General features: G+C 48.8%; 22 protein-coding genes. 13 read left to right on the top strand and 9 right to left on the bottom strand.

The annotated features are described in order from the left end of the window. Positions 1–14 precede the first annotated feature (14 nt). Positions 15–1181, top strand: a complete 1167-nt coding sequence (locus C9I99_RS14615; protein ID WP_107349615.1) for a Card1-like endonuclease domain-containing protein — start codon at positions 15–17, stop codon at positions 1179–1181. Positions 1182–1263: 82 nt separating this feature from the next. Here C9I99_RS14615 and C9I99_RS14610 read toward each other — a convergent pair whose 3' ends face one another. Further along, a complete protein-coding gene (locus tag C9I99_RS14610; protein ID WP_243734509.1) occupies positions 1264–2547 on the bottom strand; it encodes an MFS transporter in 1284 nt (427 codons plus the stop codon). A gap of 85 nt (positions 2548–2632) precedes the next feature. Between C9I99_RS14610 and C9I99_RS27225 the strand changes: the two genes are divergently transcribed. From C9I99_RS27225 to C9I99_RS14570, 9 genes are all read left to right on the top strand, one after another. Then, positions 2633–2776, top strand: coding sequence for a hypothetical protein (locus C9I99_RS27225; protein ID WP_166645434.1), 144 nt, complete (start codon positions 2633–2635; stop codon positions 2774–2776). Continuing rightward, on the top strand, positions 2737–3522 hold the full coding sequence (locus C9I99_RS14605) for a helix-turn-helix domain-containing protein (protein ID WP_107349613.1): 786 nt from the start codon (positions 2737–2739) through the stop codon (positions 3520–3522). The genes C9I99_RS27225 and C9I99_RS14605 overlap by 40 nt, the downstream gene beginning before the upstream one ends. Before the next feature lie 182 nt (positions 3523–3704). After that, positions 3705–4010, top strand: a complete 306-nt coding sequence (locus tag C9I99_RS14600) for an isoamylase early set domain-containing protein (protein WP_107349612.1) — start codon at positions 3705–3707, stop codon at positions 4008–4010. Positions 4011–4202: 192 nt separating this feature from the next. After that, positions 4203–5342, top strand: coding sequence for a tetratricopeptide repeat protein (locus C9I99_RS14595; protein WP_107349611.1), 1140 nt, complete (start codon positions 4203–4205; stop codon positions 5340–5342). A 16-nt stretch (positions 5343–5358) separates the two neighbouring features. Continuing rightward, positions 5359–6873 carry a reductive dehalogenase gene (locus C9I99_RS14590; protein ID WP_107349610.1) on the top strand — a complete coding sequence of 505 codons (1515 nt, stop codon included), beginning with the start codon at positions 5359–5361 and terminating at the stop codon, positions 6871–6873. Continuing rightward, on the top strand, positions 6873–7190 hold the full coding sequence (locus C9I99_RS14585; protein WP_107349609.1) for a hypothetical protein: 318 nt from the start codon (positions 6873–6875) through the stop codon (positions 7188–7190). Before C9I99_RS14590 ends, C9I99_RS14585 begins: the two co-directional genes overlap by 1 nt. Positions 7191–7267: 77 nt before the next feature. Continuing rightward, on the top strand, positions 7268–8542 hold the full coding sequence (locus tag C9I99_RS14580; protein ID WP_107349608.1) for an FMN-binding protein: 1275 nt from the start codon (positions 7268–7270) through the stop codon (positions 8540–8542). Then, on the top strand, positions 8539–8763 hold the full coding sequence (locus C9I99_RS14575) for a hypothetical protein (protein WP_107349607.1): 225 nt from the start codon (positions 8539–8541) through the stop codon (positions 8761–8763). Before C9I99_RS14580 ends, C9I99_RS14575 begins: the two co-directional genes overlap by 4 nt. 80 nt (positions 8764–8843) lie before the next feature. Beyond that, complete coding sequence (locus C9I99_RS14570) at positions 8844–9716, top strand: helix-turn-helix transcriptional regulator (RefSeq protein ID WP_107349606.1); 873 nt, start codon at positions 8844–8846, stop codon at positions 9714–9716. A 13-nt stretch (positions 9717–9729) separates the two neighbouring features. Here the strand turns inward: C9I99_RS14570 and C9I99_RS14565 are convergent, their stop codons facing one another. Beyond that, a complete protein-coding gene (locus tag C9I99_RS14565) occupies positions 9730–10668 on the bottom strand; it encodes a LysR substrate-binding domain-containing protein (RefSeq protein WP_107349605.1) in 939 nt (312 codons plus the stop codon). A 130-nt stretch (positions 10669–10798) separates the two neighbouring features. Between C9I99_RS14565 and C9I99_RS14560 the strand changes: the two genes are divergently transcribed. Then, positions 10799–11362 carry a sugar O-acetyltransferase gene (locus C9I99_RS14560; RefSeq protein ID WP_107349604.1) on the top strand — a complete coding sequence of 188 codons (564 nt, stop codon included), beginning with the start codon at positions 10799–10801 and terminating at the stop codon, positions 11360–11362. Positions 11363–11388: 26 nt separating this feature from the next. Further along, positions 11389–11943, top strand: coding sequence for a class IV adenylate cyclase (gene cyaB, locus C9I99_RS14555; RefSeq protein ID WP_107349603.1), 555 nt, complete (start codon positions 11389–11391; stop codon positions 11941–11943). Between the two features lie 13 nt (positions 11944–11956). On the opposite strand, the gene C9I99_RS14550 is transcribed toward cyaB, so the two are convergent. From C9I99_RS14550 to C9I99_RS14520, 7 genes are all read right to left on the bottom strand, one after another. Further along, positions 11957–12361, bottom strand: coding sequence for a VOC family protein (locus tag C9I99_RS14550; protein ID WP_107349602.1), 405 nt, complete (start codon positions 12359–12361; stop codon positions 11957–11959). A gap of 130 nt (positions 12362–12491) precedes the next feature. Beyond that, positions 12492–13667 carry a hypothetical protein gene (locus C9I99_RS14545; RefSeq protein ID WP_107349645.1) on the bottom strand — a complete coding sequence of 392 codons (1176 nt, stop codon included), beginning with the start codon at positions 13665–13667 and terminating at the stop codon, positions 12492–12494. A gap of 59 nt (positions 13668–13726) precedes the next feature. After that, complete coding sequence (locus C9I99_RS14540; RefSeq protein ID WP_107349601.1) at positions 13727–14410, bottom strand: ABC transporter ATP-binding protein; 684 nt, start codon at positions 14408–14410, stop codon at positions 13727–13729. A gap of 41 nt (positions 14411–14451) precedes the next feature. Continuing rightward, positions 14452–15708, bottom strand: a complete 1257-nt coding sequence (locus tag C9I99_RS14535; RefSeq protein ID WP_107349644.1) for an ABC transporter permease — start codon at positions 15706–15708, stop codon at positions 14452–14454. A 1-nt stretch (position 15709) separates the two neighbouring features. Beyond that, the gene (locus C9I99_RS14530; protein ID WP_107349600.1) at positions 15710–16939 is read right to left on the bottom strand and encodes an ABC transporter permease; all 1230 of its coding nucleotides are present in this window, start codon (positions 16937–16939) and stop codon (positions 15710–15712) included. 23 nt (positions 16940–16962) lie between these two features. Further along, complete coding sequence (locus C9I99_RS14525; protein ID WP_107349599.1) at positions 16963–17712, bottom strand: outer membrane lipoprotein-sorting protein; 750 nt, start codon at positions 17710–17712, stop codon at positions 16963–16965. 26 nt (positions 17713–17738) lie between these two features. Next, positions 17739–18419 (bottom strand): TetR/AcrR family transcriptional regulator, encoded by a 681-nt coding sequence (locus C9I99_RS14520; RefSeq protein ID WP_107349598.1) that lies wholly within the window; start codon positions 18417–18419, stop codon positions 17739–17741. Positions 18420–18634: 215 nt separating this feature from the next. On the opposite strand from C9I99_RS14520, the gene C9I99_RS27020 reads away from it, so the two are divergent. Then, the gene (locus C9I99_RS27020) at positions 18635–18952 is read left to right on the top strand and encodes a hypothetical protein (RefSeq protein ID WP_146151178.1); all 318 of its coding nucleotides are present in this window, start codon (positions 18635–18637) and stop codon (positions 18950–18952) included. Positions 18953–18964: the final 12 nt, after the last annotated feature.

Below are 18964 nucleotides of genomic sequence, written 5' to 3'. Positions count from 1 at the left end.
GCTTAAGGATAATTATGATTACACATGTTGGCATTATCGATCAGGACCCCGTAAGACTGATCACCCCTCTTCTCGATCACGGCGTCCCAGCCGATAAGATGATTTTTATCGGTACGGAAGCCCAGCAGGAACAATACGACCGCCTATCATCTATTCTGCTACCACGTAATATTAAAGCTGAATTTTTCATCATCCCTGATTCCATCAACATCACCAGCATTCGTGCGCGTATTATCGAACTGGCTGAAACACTCAAAGCGGCGCAAACCGAAATTTGGTTCAATGCCAGCTGCGGCTTACGTCACCGCTTGTTATCAGCCTATGAAGTCTTTCGCACCTACCACTGGCCAATTTATGTGATTGAACCTTTCAGTGATGAAATGTGCTGGCTATACCCAGCAGACCGTGAACAACAGCAAGTCGAAGACCGCATCCAGCTAGCCGATTACTTAACCATTTTTGGTGCTCGCTGTGAACTACCGGAAAATCTGGTTCCTGAGGAGCTCAACGATCAACTGTGGGAATTGGGCCAACGCTGGGCAAGCTCTGCCCTTGAGCTTGGTCCTGGTCTTGCTACCCTCAACTACTTGGCGACAACTTGTCGCAAGGAGCAAAAGCTCGATGTTGGGCTGAGCGAGAAGCAACAAGGCTACAAAGAGCTGGGTATGCTACTCAACGATTTGGAAGAAACCGGTCTGGCGACTTACCATAACGGCATCCTGACCTTCAAGCATGAAGAAGCTCGCCGCTTTGCCAATGGCGAATGGCTGGAGAACCTGGTACACAGCACTGTCCGCGCTATCCAGAGTGATCTTCCGACTATTCAAGACCACTCGCTCGGTGTTCAGGTTTACCGTCAAATTGGCGACCGAGAAGTCCGTAACGAGCTTGATGTCGCAACCGTGGTGAACAACAAACTTCATATTATCGAATGTAAAACCAAGGGAATGCGTGACGACGGTGACGACACCCTGTACAAACTGGAATCACTGCGTGATCTGCTTGGCGGCCTGCAGGCCCGTGCGATGCTGGTTAGCTTCCGTCCATTGCGCCATCACGACCTGGTTCGCGCCCAAGATCTTGGCCTTGCGATTATCGGCCCCGATCAACTCGGCGATCTACAAACCCATCTTCATAGCTGGTTCAAAGATGCCGGTGGCCAGAGCCACAATATTGCCTAGTGTAAAACTAGCAAGAAAAAGCTAATCACATAACAAGAGGGGCGCGGTTGCAAAGACCACGCCCTTTTCTTTGCCCGGTGAACTATCTCGTGGCTAACTCTCGCTGTTCAGGCATGAAGACAAACAGTACCGAGGAGGCCATCAGCCCTACTCCACACATCACCCAACTAAGTGAAATGCCATAATGCTCTGACACAACCCCAAACAGTAATGACGCACATACCGCACCACTGGTTACCATCAATGAGCTAACCGATAGCATGGTTGATCGATGCCGGGCCTCCGTGTTGTCATTGATCAGCACACTCTGTGAACTATTCCCTAAGGTGAAACAGAAGAAGAACAGCAAATACAGTGCGGAGAAAGACATTGTGTCACTGCTATTTGCCATCATGATCAAAACAGCACCAGAGAACAGCCGAGTGGCGAATAGCAGGGTTTTATGCGAGCCGCCTACGAAGGTCAACAAGCGAATAGAGCACAATGACGACAGTGACGACATGAAAAAGTACAAACCTGCGATCACACCGAACGCCGTTATGTTATCCACGCCCACGTTGGTGCCCGCTGAATGTTGCATCACCCCCAACAAGTAAGGCTGCCAGAACGTCTCGACACTGCTTAGCACAGCACCGTATACGATAGTGGTTTGCATCAATCTTCTGATAACAGCGTGGGAAAATGCCTTTGTGATTACCCCAAAGGATGTCCTGAAACACATGAATTCCGCTTGGACTGAATGGCCTTGATCGCCCGCCTCGTTAATCAACCTGAGCGTGATAGCCAGCAGCACAATATTTGCAGCAATCACCACGGCAATATTGGCATCATATATACTTGCTATTTCAACGCCCGAACTTGCCATATAGTCTGGTAACCAACCGCCAAACACGGAGCCTGCTGCCAAGCCCACCGTCACGGATATGTTCACCCACGCTTGCGCCTTATGAAAGGTCAGTGTGCGCCCTAAATTATCAGAGTCCGCGACAAGGCAAAGCTGAAAGCTATCGTAGAACCACGCATCGAGAGTGCCGGAGTAGATAGCCCGAGACGCGCCAAGAAATAATGCTGCCACCAGCAAGGGTCCAAGTCCAGCAGCATAAAATAAGACACAACATCCCATTATGTTAACAAGGAGCGACAGCAAATACGTTGTTTTACGGCCGTATCTGTCTGCGACACCCCCTAGCGGCACTTCTAATAACGCGGTGCTGCCAACCCACACCGCCATCACAAAGCCAATGTCTTGTAGGCTCAGCCCTCTTGATTGAAACAGCAGAACCAGAATAGGAATAGAAATTCCGGTAATCATCCAGTGCATTGCTTGGTGAATGGCATAGCGCCTAGTCAGTGCTTCCCTCGTCACGTTTTTTCTCCACGTCCTGTGATAACACCAGAAAGGTTCTCATAATGATCCTTAAGTGCAATTTATAACGGAAAAGTGCCGTATAATGACCAATAGAGTATCACGCAACGATACTCTGGAGCGGAAGCTGGCAACGACGCTACTCGACAAAGCGACTCAACGAAATTATGCAAGAGAGATGGAAGAACAATGGACGATCAATTATCCCTCGAGGTATGCCGACAGTTAAAAAAGGAACTCAAACGAAAGCACATTACCTACAGGGGGCTATCAACCCGACTAAATATTTCAGAGGTCAGCATCAAGCGCTTGCTGAACAATCAACAACCCCTTTCAATGCAAAGGCTGATCGCCATCTGCAACATCATTGAGATGCCGCTTTCTAAACTGCTCGAAGAGGCAGAGAACAACCTGTTTAACATTCCATTGTTCACCACAGAGCAGGATCAAGCATTTTGGGATTGCCCTGCCTTGTTTACGTTTTGGACCAAACTGACTGAGCATCAAAGCGTCGAACAAATCGCTAGCAATTACCAGCTAGACCAAGCATCGGTTCACCGCTATTTAAGGCGGTTAGAGAAGGTAGGACTAATCGTGTTGGGACTAAATAACGGAATTAAGCTCTGCGTCCCAACCCATACTGCATTCGAAAAAGGTTCGAAGTTTCCAGAGTTTTTTACCCGCCAGGTGCTAACCCGCCTGCAAGAGCGAGTCATTAATATTCCCGCTACCGATCAAGATGCTTTTCTTATTACATTGAAAGCAGAACTCACCGATGAAGAGTTTCAGGAAGTCATCCATAAATTAGATGATTGGTTGTTTAACTTACTGCGTGAGAGCCAAGATTTACGTTCTCGCGAAGGTTTGGCAGTTACGCCCTTTACGTTTGGTTTTATGGCGGCAAAAGGCGCTTTCCATGATGAGTTACCCGCTATCCTACCTTTACAAAACCGCGCTCCCTTAACTGATAAGTGAGAGCGTTATTGGTGCACCACTGAAAATGAAACTGCACAAATTCGGTGCAATAATGCACCACTGTAGAGCATAACTCTTCATCTTAACCAGTGCACACCCAGCCCCGACTACCAACTAACCCTATGATTATTGGCACTTAATTTGCTTGTTTCTCTCCAGTGGCTTTTTTCCAAGGAGTGAAAATGATTAAAAAACGCTTTTTTAAAACCAAAGATGAAGTGGAAGTGACCTTCGAGTGGCCCAAAGGGGAAAGTACAATAGAAACAGTGGCTGTTTCAGGTGACTTTACCCACTGGCAAGCAACCCCGCTGAAGCTCAATAAGAAGAAAATCTTCAGCTTGAAGTTACGTCTGCCCAAAGATAGTCAGTATCAATTCCGATATTTAATTAATGGGTCAGAGTGGGAAAACGATCCGAGTGCAGATGACTATGTTCAAAATAGTTTCGGCAGTGACAATGGGCTGCTATCAACACACAGCAACTTGTAACACTTAGAAATATTTACCAATAAATACAAAGGGCTAAGAGTTATTTAGCCCTTTCATTCCTATAAAATCTATTGATCAAAATCATAATAGAGACCAAAGGGACATTTTCTACCTAAAACGGGAGAATTTATACCTTTTGACCATTTACTGATTCCACAATACTTGAGCTCATCTTTCACCAAGGACACTCGGATGATTAGCAGTAAGTGGATTGAGCTTTACCAATATATCAAGGGGCACATTGAACCGCTCCCTGATCCTGCCGACGTATTAACACCGCTGAATGAGCGCCTGTTGTTTCTACAAGTACAGTTTCCCAAGAAACAGCATCGCCAACACGCGAATTGGAATTTGGACGAGGCACAAGAGCAAAGTCATGCCGACTGGTTAGAGCATGAAGCTTTTACCTTTGTCATGAGTGACGAGATAGCACAGCTACAACTCACCCCTACCCAGCTAAAATTTTTGTTCGAAACCCTGATGGCCGCACAAATGTGTCAGCTCGCGATGGTGGCCATCAATAAGCATAAACACTTGCTAACTGAAGACGAATTCAAAACTGGCTGTGGCTTGGTGTACCAGCAGTTAGGTGATTACGACATGGCAAAATCGATGTTTGAAGAAGCGATCGCCCTCAATGCCGACAACCCATTACTGCACTGCCACCTTGGCTTCACCCATCTTTATCTGGGTAACAGTGAGCTTGCCGAAGAGAACTTCAAGCAGAGCATCGCCACCGATCCCGCATTTATCGGCGGATACCAAAACCTTGCCGGACTGTATTACCAAGAAGGCAAATTTGACCTTGCCGCCCAATATGCAGAGCAGGCCTATTCAAAAGACCAATCACTGATATCGACCTACATTACGGCCACCAGCAGCTATTTGGCGCTGGGAGCAAACGATCAAGCTGATAACTGGATCACTCGCGCCTTCGATAACAACGTTTCATCTATAGAACTGGTGCGACTAGCGGGGATTTGTGCCCATCAACAGGGCCGTCTCGAAGAAGCCTTAGCGGCGTTGGATCAATACCTCAGCGTCACCCCTAACAACTTTGATGTGCTCAATATCCGTACCCACATCAAAGCTGAACTCAAGCGCTATGACGACTTGGAGCCTGATCTACAGCAACTACTGACCTTTGAGCCGCATGACGAGTGGGGACTCGAACAACTTTTCCTTTGTTATTTCCATACCGAGCAATGGGCAGAGGCACAGCACGTCATGGTTGACCTCAACAAATTATCAGCCCACTACAAAATTACTCATCGAGCGCTTATCAATACCATCAACAAAAAAATGAGCCTCGACGTTGTCGAATTAACCTAATACACAGGGAGCAAACGTGAGAGAGAAAACTGAACAAGGCGTTGCCGATACGTCGCGGCGCGACTTCTTAAAGCTTGGTGGTGTGGCAGCAGCAACAGCTACTGTCGGGGCAGCAGCCGGTGCTGGCTTTGTGCTAGGGCGCGATCCCGATGCCAATGTTGGTTGGGGCCGTACCGAAGCGGGCAAAGACATGTATTTCAACCGTGAACCCTTCCGGGTGGATGTCCCACCAACAATGGAAGTGGTCAGTGAACCGGTCCGTCCGGAGTGGAACGACTTTCTGTTCCATCGTACCCGCGCCTTAGGCAAAGACATGAGCAATGGCTGGGTACCGACCCGAGACTGGCGTGATATCCCCAATGAACGGGTCAAAGAATACTATTCCCGTCACCCAGAACGCTGGGATGACATGTATCAGTCGTTCGAAGAAAAAGCCAAGCACGAACAGAATATCGAGCAACATCGAGACCGGTTTGCCCTCGCTTGGGCCTATTCCGCCGCTTACCTAAAAGGTAATAGCAGTAACTTCCCACCTAAACCGCAGGGTCATCCCGACGAGGTCGACTTCCAGTGGGTAAAACGCGAGCCCAAACCGTTTAAATCGCCCAAGCACGCTTCTGAGCTCATCAAGAAAATGGCGTTCAAGTTCGGTATGAGCATTGTCGGTATTACTAAACTAGACCCAAGCTTTGTGTTTAAAAATACCATGCGCGGTATGCCTGACTGGGACGAAAGCATTCCGAAACATTGGAAGAACGTCATCATCTTCGGCACCCCAATGAACTGGGATCCAATGTACGCGTCTATCGGTTACTCAACCTCCTATGATGGCTATTTCCGCGCCAAGAATGCCTCTGGCCTGATGGCCGCCTTCTTAGGTGAATTAGGCTATGCAGCCCGCCCCCAATGGCCTGGCTCGGACTACGAAATTGTTGTTCCGCCGCTAGCCATTCAGGCAGGCATGGGCGAAGCCGCTCGCAATGGCATCTTGCTCACCCCGGAACTGGGGCCGAATATCCGTCTTGCCGCCGTGATCACCGATCTGGATTTAGAGCCAGACAAACCTATCGATACCAAGGTGAAGCACTTCTGTGAAGAGTGCAAAATCTGCGCGGATTCTTGCCCAAGCGGCTCTATCAGTAAAGCAGATAAACCCGATGCGGTCGTCAGGGGGTTTCGCAAGTTCGACTTCAACCAAGACAGTTGCTGGACCATGTGGCGCCAGGGCCCAACCGAGTCGGCCATGGGGTGCCGGGTCTGTATTGCGGTTTGCCCGTATACCCGCAAGAACAACTGGATCCACGCACTGGTTAAAGAGACCGATCCACGAGACCCAACAGGCCTGACACGCAAAACCCTGTTGGCGATGCAGCATAACTTCTTCTACTACCCAGAAGCCGATGCGTACCACGGCGATTGGAACGGTGGACGGTTTGCAGGTTACCACCAGCCACCAGAATGGCTGCGCAGTGAAGACTACCTCAATGTCGAAAAAACTTGGGATTATGACGGTAACTGGGAGGGCTTCTAATGTTTCCGCAATCAACAATTCTAGACCCGTTATTCTGGATGGCCTTCGGCGCATTGCAAGTACTGGTCTTTGCCGGCGCCAATCAGTGGGCCAAGCAATATCAATTAGGCATGAACAGCTGGAAATGGGCCTTGGTCGCGACATGGTGGGCCTCATTGGTTCTCACCATCGCAGGAGCATTTACCTTGCTGGGTGAAAACGAAGGACTAGCCGGTTGGTACTTCCTTGGCTTTGTCGGTACTGGCCTGATCATCGCCGGTGCTGTTTTGCTAAGGGTACTCATTGCCTTGAAGCCAAAACATGGCATCGAGAGCTAAATTCATTTCGATATTAAGATGATAGGAACAAGCCACGGGGCATTCTCAATAGATTGCCTTGTGGCTTTCATAGCGCTATGGAAAGAAAGACCAAATCCCGTCGCAACAACACCGTCGATAAGTGCGTTAGCGTCTTGTCGATATTGGTATTAGCCTTTGCTTGGTACTTGGGCGGGCAACGCACCAATGACTCCCAGGCTCAATTTTTCGAGTTCGTCATCGCCAGTGACGAAAAACTGATTGAAGTGACACCTCAGCTCTATCAGATTGTTACAGCTGACCGCTCAGGGCATAGCACTCCTGGACTGAGCACAGACATTGAGCCGCAAACTAGCACCATACCCGAGTCTTTGAAGTGGATCGGCTTTGGCTCTGGCGTAGGCTATGGTGGCGAATTAACAATTGGTGCGGTCTTTACCCACCAAGGAGAAGTGGACACAATCGCCTTACTGAACGCCAAAGAAACAACGTCATATTTCGATAAGGTGGTCGAGCAGAAGCTACCTGAAACATTGCTCGCCCAAAACATCAAAACGGCCCTGTCGGTGGATGCGGTATCCGGTGCGACGCTTACCTCAGAAGCCTATATTCAGGCATTGAACCAAGCGGCGGATCCGGTACGGATGCAGCTTTTTGGCTACCACTTTACCGAGACAAAACCTGCATGGCATTACCTGAAATGGCTTGATGTGGCAGCCTTTGCTTTCTTCGCTGCGGCAGTATGGGTCAATCGCACCCGCTCTGAACACAAGGTCAAAATGAATGTAGCCCTGCTGGCTGGTGCTACCCTTCTGTTTGGTTTCCACTCCGCATCGCTTTATTCAGCGTCAACCATGGGAGGCTTGATTTTCGGTACTTGGATCGGCGGTGTGGCCAACTACACCCCATTTATTTTACTGATCCTAAGTATTGGCTACATCCTTTACTACAACCGGAACGTCTATTGCCAAAGCCTCTGCCCATTCGGCGCAGTCCAACAATGCTTGGCTAACGTCGGTAAGGCCAAGGCATCGCCGATGCGCCAAACGTTCTTTGTCTGGTTCCCGCGCTTCTTACTACTGGCAACATTATGCCTTGGGGCCTATTTCCGCAACCCTGCAGCCTTTGTCTATGAGCCCTTCGGCATCGCGTTTGGCATGATTGGCGGCATGTACCTGTTTATCCTAACTGTGATGATCCTCCTAACCTCGCTCATCGTGCGCCGACCTTGGTGCCAAAGCTTGTGTCCGATCAATACGTTAACCGACTTTGTCGTATTCAATAAGCACTGGCTCAAACAGGTCACCAAGCCTAAACGCGCGGTGAAAAAGCAGCGGCCAACAAACAAAAAACAAGCAGGAGGCGCCCAATGAGGCAGCGTATTTCCTTCGTTTTCTATTGCCTGGCATCGGGTATTATCCTGCTGCAAATTGCATCGAGCCTAATGGTATTGAGCGGTGAGAAAAACCAACATTCGTTAGTGCACATGGTGTCGCGCCAATCTGAATCGCAAACCAAAGTCATGGAGCAAAACACAGCGCCTAAAATCGACTTCCAGCAGATGGCTAAAGATTTAACGCAAGAAAAGTATTGAGGCTACTCAGCCATAAGTGTCAGTCCATTTGGAGTTTTGGGAGCTTAGATCATAATTTAAGCTCCTATCTTGAGAATACTATGAACAACAAGTGCATCCCTCTGGAACGTTTAAAGCGAGAAGTAAACCAGATCAATCCTTTCATTAATCGGATTTCAGATCTCTATACCCTAAGAGGGTTAGAAGCCGTGTCCCGACCACACCGCCTGAATTTCAGTGCATTCGTCTATATTACTGACGGGCAAGGTGTACATTACGTCGAGCACCAACAACATCGGCTGCGTACCGGATCCTTACTGGTCTTGGGAAAAAACCAAATCCACGCTTTTGCCAAAGAGCGATCTGTTGATGGCTATGTACTCTCCTTTGATTGCAGTTTTTTATCGACTGGCAGCAATGATCCCTACTTTGATCTTCTACTAGCCGCCATGGGCCACATTAACTGCATACACCAAGTTGAAGATGACATCGGGCTATTATTCAATGCCATGGTTGATGAGTTTAAATCCACCTCAGAGTTTAAAGATGAAATCATCCGCAATCTCATCCGTTCTATCATTCTCAAAGCGGTGGTACCGAGTTATCAGCAACAACTGCAATCAACTCAGCGCATCGGCCACAACGACTATTACCGATTGAAAAAGTATATCGATGAGCATTTTCAGGACAGGCCAACAGCAGGAGATATCTCATTAGCCTTGGGGAAAAGCATCAAGCAATTGGACAAACTCGCTAAAGCTCATGCCTGCCTGAGTGTCAAAGAGTTAGTTGACGAACGGGTCTTGGTCGAGGCCAAACGCCTATTGGCCTTCAGCCAGCATTCAATCTCTGATGTGGCTAATCGGTTGGGGTTCAATGAAGCCACTAACATGACCAAATTCTTCAAGCGCCATACCGATGTTAGCCCCAAAGACTTCAGACAACTGTGCAAGATGGGGCTACACCAAAAGTAACCCTATCCCATCACTAGTCTGAGAATTGATTGATAATGAGCTCCCTCAGCCACTTATGGCTCGGATCATTATCAAACTGTTTGTTCCATAACAAGAACTGCCCGCCGGGCTCCAAATCTAATGGCAAGCACTTGATCTCTATATCGGCACTCTCGACAAACTCTCGCACACATTCATATGGGTAAGTCGTTAGCAAGTCACTCTTTTCGCACAGCCTTACCGCACTGGCAATATCCGACATATTCACCGCATTGTTAATCTTCAACCGCTTTGAATCCAGTACCTCATGCAGCAGCCAGCTGGTCACCCCTCCGGTTACCACCTGGACATGGCGGTATTTCAAAAACGTGTCCAGATTCCATTCCTCCTGCAGTGCCGGATGGCCTTTGCGCATCACACAAGCGGAAGTATCTCGCACCAGCTCGACGTAATTGAGTGAATCAGGAATGGTCTGGACATGGGTTTTCGCCCGGTTGTCCCACTCAAAAATACCGATACCAAAATCAACTTCTCTTCGCAGCAACCGCTGAATGCTATTTTCATTCCAATCTCGGCTGTTGATACTGATATTCGGTGCTTCGGCTAATGCCGCAGGCACAAAGCGGGGATAAATGGTCGAATACGCCGTTTCAATCAAGTCGATATTATAGGACCGGGTGCTACTCTGCGGCTCAAAAAGATCTGGATCGCTAAGTTGATCGACCTGCAGCAAAATCTGTTGCAACTTAGCCTCTAGAGCCAGTGCTTTGGGCGTAGGCAATAGCCCTTTTGACTCTCGTTCAAACAGTGGGTCATCAAACACATGGCGAAGCTTTGTCAGCTGTTTGCTCACCGCAGACTGCGATAAATAGAGCTTATCTGCCGCTCGGCTAACACTGCGCTCTTTCAATAGCACATATAGGCAAATCAAAAGATTCATATCATTTTTTAGTAAGCGTGATAGGTCAATCATGATATTCCTTTGATTCAAGTGTTTAATGCGTAAATGTCACTTCTAATCATATCATGGTGCCGCTATAGTGCTTGCTAGAATCGACTAAGGGCTGTTCAACCGGCCCAGTTTAAAACAGATTGGAAAGACAATGACCGAATTCGAGAAAATGCTGGCTGGTGAAGACTTTGATGGTAGCGCTCAGAGTATCAATCACATTCGGGACAATGCGGCAAAAGTGCTGCTCATCCTGAACCAAACCATTGATGATACCCAGCGCAGTGAGCTACTGAGCCAACTGATGGGAAACATTGACGCATCGAGTATCGTCCGCTCCCCTTTCCACTGCGAATTCGGCAAAACCATCTTTATCGGCGAAAAGACTTTCATCAATATGAATGTCACCATGCTGGACGGCGCAAAAATTACCATTGGTAACAATGTCCTTATCGGCCCAAATACCCAATTCTACTGCGCCAGCCACCCCCTAAATTACCTTGAACGCCGCAAATGGGCGACCACCTGCAAGCCTATTACCATTGAAGACGATGTGTGGATTGGTGGTAATGTCATCATCAACCAAGGTGTGACTATCGGTGCCCGCTCGGTGATTGCGGCCAACTCGGTAGTCAATTCAGATGTTCCGCCTGATAGCCTCTACGGCGGTACCCCAGCCAAGCTGATCCGCCACATTCACGAAAATGAGCAAGATTGAAAACAGATATGGCAAGGTAAACCAGAATGAGCGGTGAGCATTTCAAAGGTCAATATGAGGTTGAACTCAAATACAGAGTGCATTCTAAGCCTGACTTTTTACAGGTACTCAGCACTGTTTCCCATGAGGTTATGGTGCAGGATAATACCGAGACCGATTGGTACTTCGACACACCAGAGCATTCTCTTGCAGCGCAAAACAAGAGTGTCTCTATCCGTGAAATGGAGCCTTCCGGTATAAAGTTATGGATAGTGAAAGGGCCGGAAGCTGACCGCTGTGAGGCAACCAATATCACCGATACGCATGCTGCTAAAAACATGCTGACCACCATGGGCTATGAGCCCTGCTTGGTGATGAATAAAATACGCAGCATATACTTCGTCGGTCAGTACCACATTACCTTGGACTATCTAGAAGGCATTGGGCATTATGCTGAATTTGCCATCATGACCGATGATGAGTTGAAATTAGCCACCTATAAAACCGAGCTAGAGCAACTGGCAAGCCAGTTTGGCTTGGGGAGCGGTGATCTCGAACATCGTTCATACCGCACACTGTATCAAATGCAGTCAACGCTTTAGCTCAGGTTTTCAGCTAAACCTTCGATTTAAGCTCCACCACATTGCCTTCGGGATCGTGGATATAAAGCGATCGACCAAAGCCTTCGGCCCCATAGCGTTCGGCCAATCCTTCGCAAGCAATGTTGTTTTGGGACAAGTACTCAAGAAGATCGCCTTCTGCGACAGGGGCGATTTGCAGACAAAAGTGGTCGAGATTACGACCATTCTGACTCGGCGGCTTGCCACCGAGTCGACCTAGCTGGCTGTCAACATTCACCAGATCAATCAGAGCGCTTCCAGCCCGGAGCTGCACTAACCCCATCTCTGCCGGCAGCTCGCGCTCTAATTGCGCACCCAAGACCTGACAATAAAAGTGGAGCATATCTGGTAGTTTGGTGGTTCTGAGCACCACATGATCGATCCCTTCGAGCGTTATCATTACCTCTCCCGTTACACTGTCATCGATACGAACAAAATCCCATAATAACCAGTTAGTACTTACAGCCCCCACTTATCAGTTAACAGCGAGCTGAAACTGACCAACGAGCCAATATTCAGTTTGGTATAAATCAGAAATTCCAGCGAATCTGGGCAAACAGCAAGGTACTGGCCGTTTCGCCAAACAAACTATTGCCACTGCCATCAAATCGCTGGATGACCCCCAACAATTGCCAGTCATCGGCCAGCGAATAGCTGTTACTCGCACCGACAAAATACGAACCGTCATCATAATACGATGCCGACAAGGTCAAGCGGTTCAGCGGCGTGATATCCAAGCTGGTATCAATATAACTTGTCCAGCGGGTAAAGCTCAAGGTTCTGGCTGTCAGGGGCAGATTCAAAAAGGCGATGGCATTTTGTGGGTCTTGCGGGTTCGATATATACAACACCGCGCCCCGTGCCATCCAATTTCGCTCGCCGCCAAAACTGTAATCGGTTTCAAGGGTTGCGACAGCAGTATGGACAAGCGACTGTCCCTGCCATTCATCCTTGTCAGGTTCGAACCAGCTAAACTCCCCCCTTACCCCTGCGCCTTCGATATCACCGGCAAAGCCTGCACCGACCACATTATCCAACAACGATTTTCCGACCAGCAGCTGATAGTCCCAACCGTTGTGATTAAACAAATAGCGCCCGGCATAACTGTTCAGATCGCTATCCGAGCGAGGGTTGACGACCACATCGACAGAACTGGCAAATCCTAGCTTACGGCTGACCATTACCGCATCGGACCCCGAACGCTCTTCATAGTCAAAATCGTAAATAGAGTAGGAGTTGAAAATATCATTCGGGTTCCACAGTGTCGCCATGGCCCAGTTGATCCGGAACCGCCCGCCACGTACCAGCCAATCATCATGCTGCCAATTGACATACAAACGGTCAAACTGGCTATTACCCACCACCCCTTTGTTGTCCAACCAATTTTTCGACAAATCCACATAACCGGTATCTATCGCAATCAAATCACCATAGCCGGGCAATTCAGCGGTATCACCAAACAATAAGCGGTTTCGCATACCTGCGTTAAACCGCAGCTGCTCATTGAAACGATATTCGAAATTAAAACGCTGATGGATTAAGTGATCGAGGCCATTGGAGCCAGTATCCGGCAATGTACCGGTTGCCATGTATTTCACGTATCCGTTGAGATCCCAGTCTTTTTCCGGCTCTAGCCCGGGGATCTGCGAATTTGCTGTGGAGGGGGCCAGCCCAGCCAGCACGAGAGCCGATGCGACGAGCAAAATTCTGGCATCTATAAACACGACCTCGCTCCTTTTGCAGAATCTTTGTTGTGTCCAACTCTTCACTGGCGGCGATCCTCTTTCAGCTGCCCGTCTTCAAAAACAATAACCCGCTTGGCTCGTTTAATTACCCTAGGATCATGGGTGGAGAAAATAAAGGTTGTCCCTTCTTTTTCATTGAGCTGCTGCATGATATCAAGCAGCTCTGCAGTACTTTTAGCATCAAGGTTGGCGGTCGGCTCATCGGCCATGACAAAACGCGGGCGAGGAGCCAGCGCCCTTGCCACCGCGACGCGCTGCTGCTGGCCACCGGAGAGTTTGCCCGGCCGTTTGTGCTGCTGAGTCGCCAACCCCACCTGCGCGAGAAGCTCGCCTGCCCGTTGGCGACATGTCGCTTCATCATGCCCTTGCAGTTGCATCACAAACTCAACATTCTCCAGAGCCGTAAGCACAGGCAGCAAGCTATAGTCTTGGAAAATAAACCCGATGTGATCACGACGAAACGCAATGAGCGTCTTTTCATCCAACTGGCAGATATCACAATCGTCGATATGCACACTCCCTGAACTTGGGCTATCAATCCCACCGATCATATTGAGCAATGTGGTCTTGCCCGAGCCCGACGGCCCCATGATTGCCACAAACTCTCCCTGCTCTACCGTCAAGTCCACGTTTTTCACCGCATGAACCGGAAAATCACTGTCGGGGTTGTAGGTTTTACATAACTGGCTTATTGAAATAGTCATCCGTTTCTCTCTATCCGCGCTGCTCTGTCAGAGCGTTTCTATTAATGCTTGTCCGACATCGCATCTACCGGGCGTTGCTTGAGAATTTGCCGTGCCGGGTAAAGCGCGGCAAGCAGGCTTGCCGCTACGACGGTGAAAAAGATCATCTGGTACTCGGTGAAGCTAACGTAAGGGTATAACAAGGTATCAACACCAAATGCCCCCAACCCTTCCGCCATGGCCCCGAGCGGGATCCCGGTGTACTGCAGCAAACTAATCAACAGAATACTGGCCAGCAAACCCAGTCCTGCCCCGGCAATCCCCAGCCACGCGGTTTCCAGCATGATCAATATAAAGACCCGGTGTTTTTGCATGCCTACCGCCATCAATACGCCAAACTCACGGGTGCGCTCAAATACCGACATCAGCATGATATTGACGATACCAAAGCCCATAGCAACAACGAATATGCCAAGCATAATGGCATTGCTCAGCCCTTGCTGATTGATAATCGAGGCCAGCATCGGCTGTACCTGCTGCCAGTCCCTGATGCGGTTTCCAATATCATTACTCGGGTTCTGATATATCGGGTTAGTCGTTGTCAATAGCGCTTCTTTCAGCCGTTTAGCTTGCACCATCGCCGCGTCGTCGCTATCGAGCAAAATAGCAACCTCGTGGGCACCTTCAATCCCCGCAAGGTCGGTTAAATCGGCCCGACGAACAAACACATTGCCATCATCGAAGCTGGTCGAGGGAGTCTTGAACATCCCCCTTACCCTGAACGCCGCCCCACTTACCTCGCCGGCCGCATCGGTAAAAGTCAGCACCACTTTGGATCCAATACGCAGCTTGAGACGAGACGCTATTTTCTCTGACACTAAGACAGGATTTCTCCCCTCTTCGCTTAGCCACTCACCTTGGGTGATATTCTCGGCCAGCGGGGTGACGGTTGATTCGGCCTCAAAATCGATGCCATTGATTCGGACACCACGATTACTGCGTGCCGACGCCACCATGCCATCGGCCACAAACCTTGCTGACCAGCCCTTTAGTCCAGGTAAAGTTACTATGGCTTTTTCCACATTGGTCAAATCAACAACCGTATTTTTGATATCGGGATCATCGAGATAACGCTGATTTTGGATTTGGATATGGCTGGTTTGCCAGGCAATGGCATTGTGGATCATGCTGCTGTACATACCAGAAAGGAAACCCATCATGGCGACCACACCCATCAGGCCAAATACCATGGCCCCCAGCATGATCCCGGTACGTAATTTATTACGCCAAAGGTTACGCCACGCCAGTTTGAACAACATATCAGTTCGCATGACTGCCCCCTTTCAATGCACTGACCACATCCAATCGGCGGATCCGCCACATCGGGTAAAGCAGGCAAATTGCCAATAACACCAACACAATGAAGATTTGGTCAAGCATCAACCAAGGATCCAGTGCCATCGGTAAAATGGGCTCCCAGCCCATTTCTAACACCAACTCCGCCGTTTCCCCCGTGAGCTCAATCGGGTTGAAATAGAACCACACCAAGATCGGCAGCGTGATCACCATACCGGCCACTATGCCCAAAATACCTATCATTACCGACTCGAGGCCAATCAACGCAACGATCTTGCGTTTGAGCATCCCGGTCGCCAACATGACGCCAAACTCACGCTGTCGCTCTAGGGTCATCATTAGCAAGGTCGCGAATAAGCCAAAGCCCACCACCCCGTAGAGCAAATACATAATGAAGATGCCGCCGGCCTTATCCATCAATATCTGCTGGGCCATCTCCGGCGCCAGATCCTGCCAATCCCTGACATTCACCTCACCTTTATAGTCATCATTTAACTGGTTGACTGTCATGGGTAATTGCGCCAGTGGTTTAACATCCATCACCCACGCCGTTACTTGCTCTCCTGTGCTGTACAGGGTTTGAGCCAACGCTATCGGCATATACACCAATTGGTTGTCGAGTTGAACCATAGGAAAGTCGAGGATCCCTTTGATCCGATACAAGCCTGCCGCAGTTTGCCCCCGGTATCCCTGCCCATACAAAATCAATTCATCACCGACACCCAACCCAAAGTAGCGAGCAACGCCTTCGCCAATCAGTACTTGCTGATCATCCGGTACCAGAAACTCGCCCTTCGTCAAACGGTTGGAAATACCGGAATAACGATCTTCTGCTATTGTGTCGACCCCAAGTACCATGACCCCTTTAGACTTATCCTCTGACGCGGCCAAGGCAAACGACTCGATACGCGGCAAGATACGACCGATAGTCGGATGAGACGACGCCGTATGGAGAAAAGCCTCATCCATCGGCAACAAGTCATCAATGCTGTGACTCTCTGCAAACGCAGGGTGCTGGAGCTGAATAAGGCCGGTGTAGAACCTTGCCGCATTTTCGATATTATTGGCGTAAGTACCTTCTTGCAGGCTGCGCATGAACAGCGACAATGCCAACGTCAGCGCCAAAGCGGATGCGGTTAAAATGGTCCGCCGCTTCTGCCGCCAGATATTACGCCAAGCCAATTTCTGTAACATGGTCCTTCCTTGTGATAATCACATTAGTCACGCAGGGCTTTCATTTGGCTTTGGGAGAAAAACTGCTCTTTGATTGGAAAATTAAACTGGGCCTGATGGGTAAGGATCTCAGTTTTGTTTCCCGGTTTATCCGCAGGGAGCATTTCCATTCGTGCGGCAACCTGACGCCCGCCCATCATCTTCACATCGTAGGTATTCATGGTATTGATAAGTTCATCGAACTCATCGTAAAACTCTACCTTACGTTGCAGGTAAGTCTTTTGTGAAACCCATAATCTCACCTTACTCCAAACGACAGGTGCGTTGGGCTTTGCTGTGGCATCAATTACCCAGCTCGGATCGTTATCGAACACTTCATTACCGACCATTCTATGGGTGTAGTCGACCACGATGGATGACTGGTTGATCAAATCATCGTTGGTGAAATCCGAGCCCATCCATGACTGGCCCAGCATCGAAGGGGCGATTTTAACAACTCGCTCAATACTCGGTAGCCAGTTCCACATCTCGCGATACCGCTTGAGAGAAGCACTGCCTTTGTCTTTGGCTGGAGCGGTGATCAACACCAGAGACAAGTCCTGTCCTTTTGTCCAGCTTTTCATGCTCATGGTGCGGGTCCAATCCGGACGGACGATTCTCATCGTTGCCTCGGAATAGCTTGAATCACCACGCATCTGTTGATCGGACTTAGTAATAATGGATGTCGCCGTCTCAGCCGCAACCCAAGCCGGGAAGTTCAGCAAGATAACCAGTAAAGCGGTAAGTAATCGCATCTCTAATCCTTTTATCAAACTGAATATTAATCGGTGAACCACGCATGTAGCAGTTCGCCATCAATTAAAGGCATACAGCCGGCTTCTGCACCAACCATTCGCTCTAGAACTAATTGTGTCGCTTCCACCTCTTCAACTACACCATCAAACAAATCTTGCATCTGCTCGGCTTGAAGCATTTTCCGGGTGAGCTCTTCAGAAAAGCCGTTAAGAACAGTTACCATTAATCTTGCCGTCACCGCAGGCGAAGGCACATCGAAGACATTTTCTTGATTGCCCTGAGTTAAAATCGTTTCATAATAACCGGCCAACAAGACACTGACTTTTTGCATGAAGTTATGCTTTAGCTGAAGGTTTTCATCCATATTGATGATTCTGACAAACCCCAACATGATCTCTTTCTGGCCAATTTCCCACTGGTTGGTTCGGCGCAACAAAAGAGTCCATTTGGTCAAAGCACTTAAACTGGGATCATCCACCAGCCCTCCAATCACCTGCCGATATTGCACCAGCATGTCATCGCTCCAGGCTTCCAGCACGGCTTGTTTGGAGTCGAAATGATGATAGAAAGCCCCTTTAGACACCCCTACATATTGGATAAGATCGTTAACCGAGGTGCTCGTATACCCCTTGGAGAAAAACAATTCATTGGCGGCCGAAATAAACTCGGCCCGCCGCTCTTGCGGCGATTTTACCACTCTGGCCATTGCGTACTCTCTACAGACCGACCGACGGTCGGTATGTATAAACTTTATGCCTTATCCAGAGATATCTCAAGTATTCAGGTCAAAGCTTGATACGGTGTTTTGTTACATCGTATTGACTCAACATCGTTTGCTTTATCTCACTTTGACCGCTGTACATTTCAGCCTTTAAACCGCTTCCTTTACATAGCTTTGCACTTCAACGGATCACGTTGACCTTGGCTGATTTACACTGCTGCAATGGCCTAACTTTTCTTATCACGATGAAACCGATCAGACCTAATTTAACCAACTATGATGTTACTCGCCTGCTTGAACGGCATCTTGCTGAAATAGAACAAAGAATGTGGCGCCGGATGATCATGATGTTCGTTCTCGTGGTGAGTATATTTTCTGGTGTGAATTATCACATCTATACTGATCTGAAGCAGCTATCTACCGACGCGATTCGCTACTCCATTGAAACCAAGCATCACCTTCTTTTGATTGAAAGTGTGATCAGCGAAGAGGGTGATAACGCAACAATGTCAGGGTAAGTTGTCTGAGAG

The organism is Photobacterium lutimaris, from assembly GCF_003025555.1.
Taxonomy (GTDB): domain Bacteria; phylum Pseudomonadota; class Gammaproteobacteria; order Enterobacterales; family Vibrionaceae; genus Photobacterium; species Photobacterium lutimaris.
This window is presented reverse-complemented; position numbering and strand designations above follow the sequence as displayed.

Coding starts and splice junctions, on each gene's coding strand:
- C9I99_RS14585 (WP_107349609.1), top strand. CDS start 6,873: ATGTTTCCGCAATCAACAATTCTAGACCCGTTATTCTGGATGGCCTTC.
- cyaB (WP_107349603.1), top strand. CDS start 11,389: ATGAGCGGTGAGCATTTCAAAGGTCAATATGAGGTTGAACTCAAATAC.
- C9I99_RS14540 (WP_107349601.1), bottom strand. CDS start 14,410: ATGACTATTTCAATAAGCCAGTTATGTAAAACCTACAACCCCGACAGT.
- C9I99_RS14560 (WP_107349604.1), top strand. CDS start 10,799: ATGACCGAATTCGAGAAAATGCTGGCTGGTGAAGACTTTGATGGTAGC.
- C9I99_RS14575 (WP_107349607.1), top strand. CDS start 8,539: ATGAGGCAGCGTATTTCCTTCGTTTTCTATTGCCTGGCATCGGGTATT.
- C9I99_RS27225 (WP_166645434.1), top strand. CDS start 2,633: ATGACCAATAGAGTATCACGCAACGATACTCTGGAGCGGAAGCTGGCA.
- C9I99_RS14570 (WP_107349606.1), top strand. CDS start 8,844: ATGAACAACAAGTGCATCCCTCTGGAACGTTTAAAGCGAGAAGTAAAC.
- C9I99_RS14530 (WP_107349600.1), bottom strand. CDS start 16,939: ATGTTACAGAAATTGGCTTGGCGTAATATCTGGCGGCAGAAGCGGCGG.
- C9I99_RS14580 (WP_107349608.1), top strand. CDS start 7,268: ATGGAAAGAAAGACCAAATCCCGTCGCAACAACACCGTCGATAAGTGC.
- C9I99_RS14535 (WP_107349644.1), bottom strand. CDS start 15,708: ATGTTGTTCAAACTGGCGTGGCGTAACCTTTGGCGTAATAAATTACGT.
- C9I99_RS14605 (WP_107349613.1), top strand. CDS start 2,737: ATGGACGATCAATTATCCCTCGAGGTATGCCGACAGTTAAAAAAGGAA.
- C9I99_RS14550 (WP_107349602.1), bottom strand. CDS start 12,361: ATGATAACGCTCGAAGGGATCGATCATGTGGTGCTCAGAACCACCAAA.
- C9I99_RS14565 (WP_107349605.1), bottom strand. CDS start 10,668: ATGATTGACCTATCACGCTTACTAAAAAATGATATGAATCTTTTGATT.
- C9I99_RS14615 (WP_107349615.1), top strand. CDS start 15: ATGATTACACATGTTGGCATTATCGATCAGGACCCCGTAAGACTGATC.
- C9I99_RS14520 (WP_107349598.1), bottom strand. CDS start 18,419: ATGGCCAGAGTGGTAAAATCGCCGCAAGAGCGGCGGGCCGAGTTTATT.
- C9I99_RS14600 (WP_107349612.1), top strand. CDS start 3,705: ATGATTAAAAAACGCTTTTTTAAAACCAAAGATGAAGTGGAAGTGACC.
- C9I99_RS14595 (WP_107349611.1), top strand. CDS start 4,203: ATGATTAGCAGTAAGTGGATTGAGCTTTACCAATATATCAAGGGGCAC.
- C9I99_RS14525 (WP_107349599.1), bottom strand. CDS start 17,712: ATGCGATTACTTACCGCTTTACTGGTTATCTTGCTGAACTTCCCGGCT.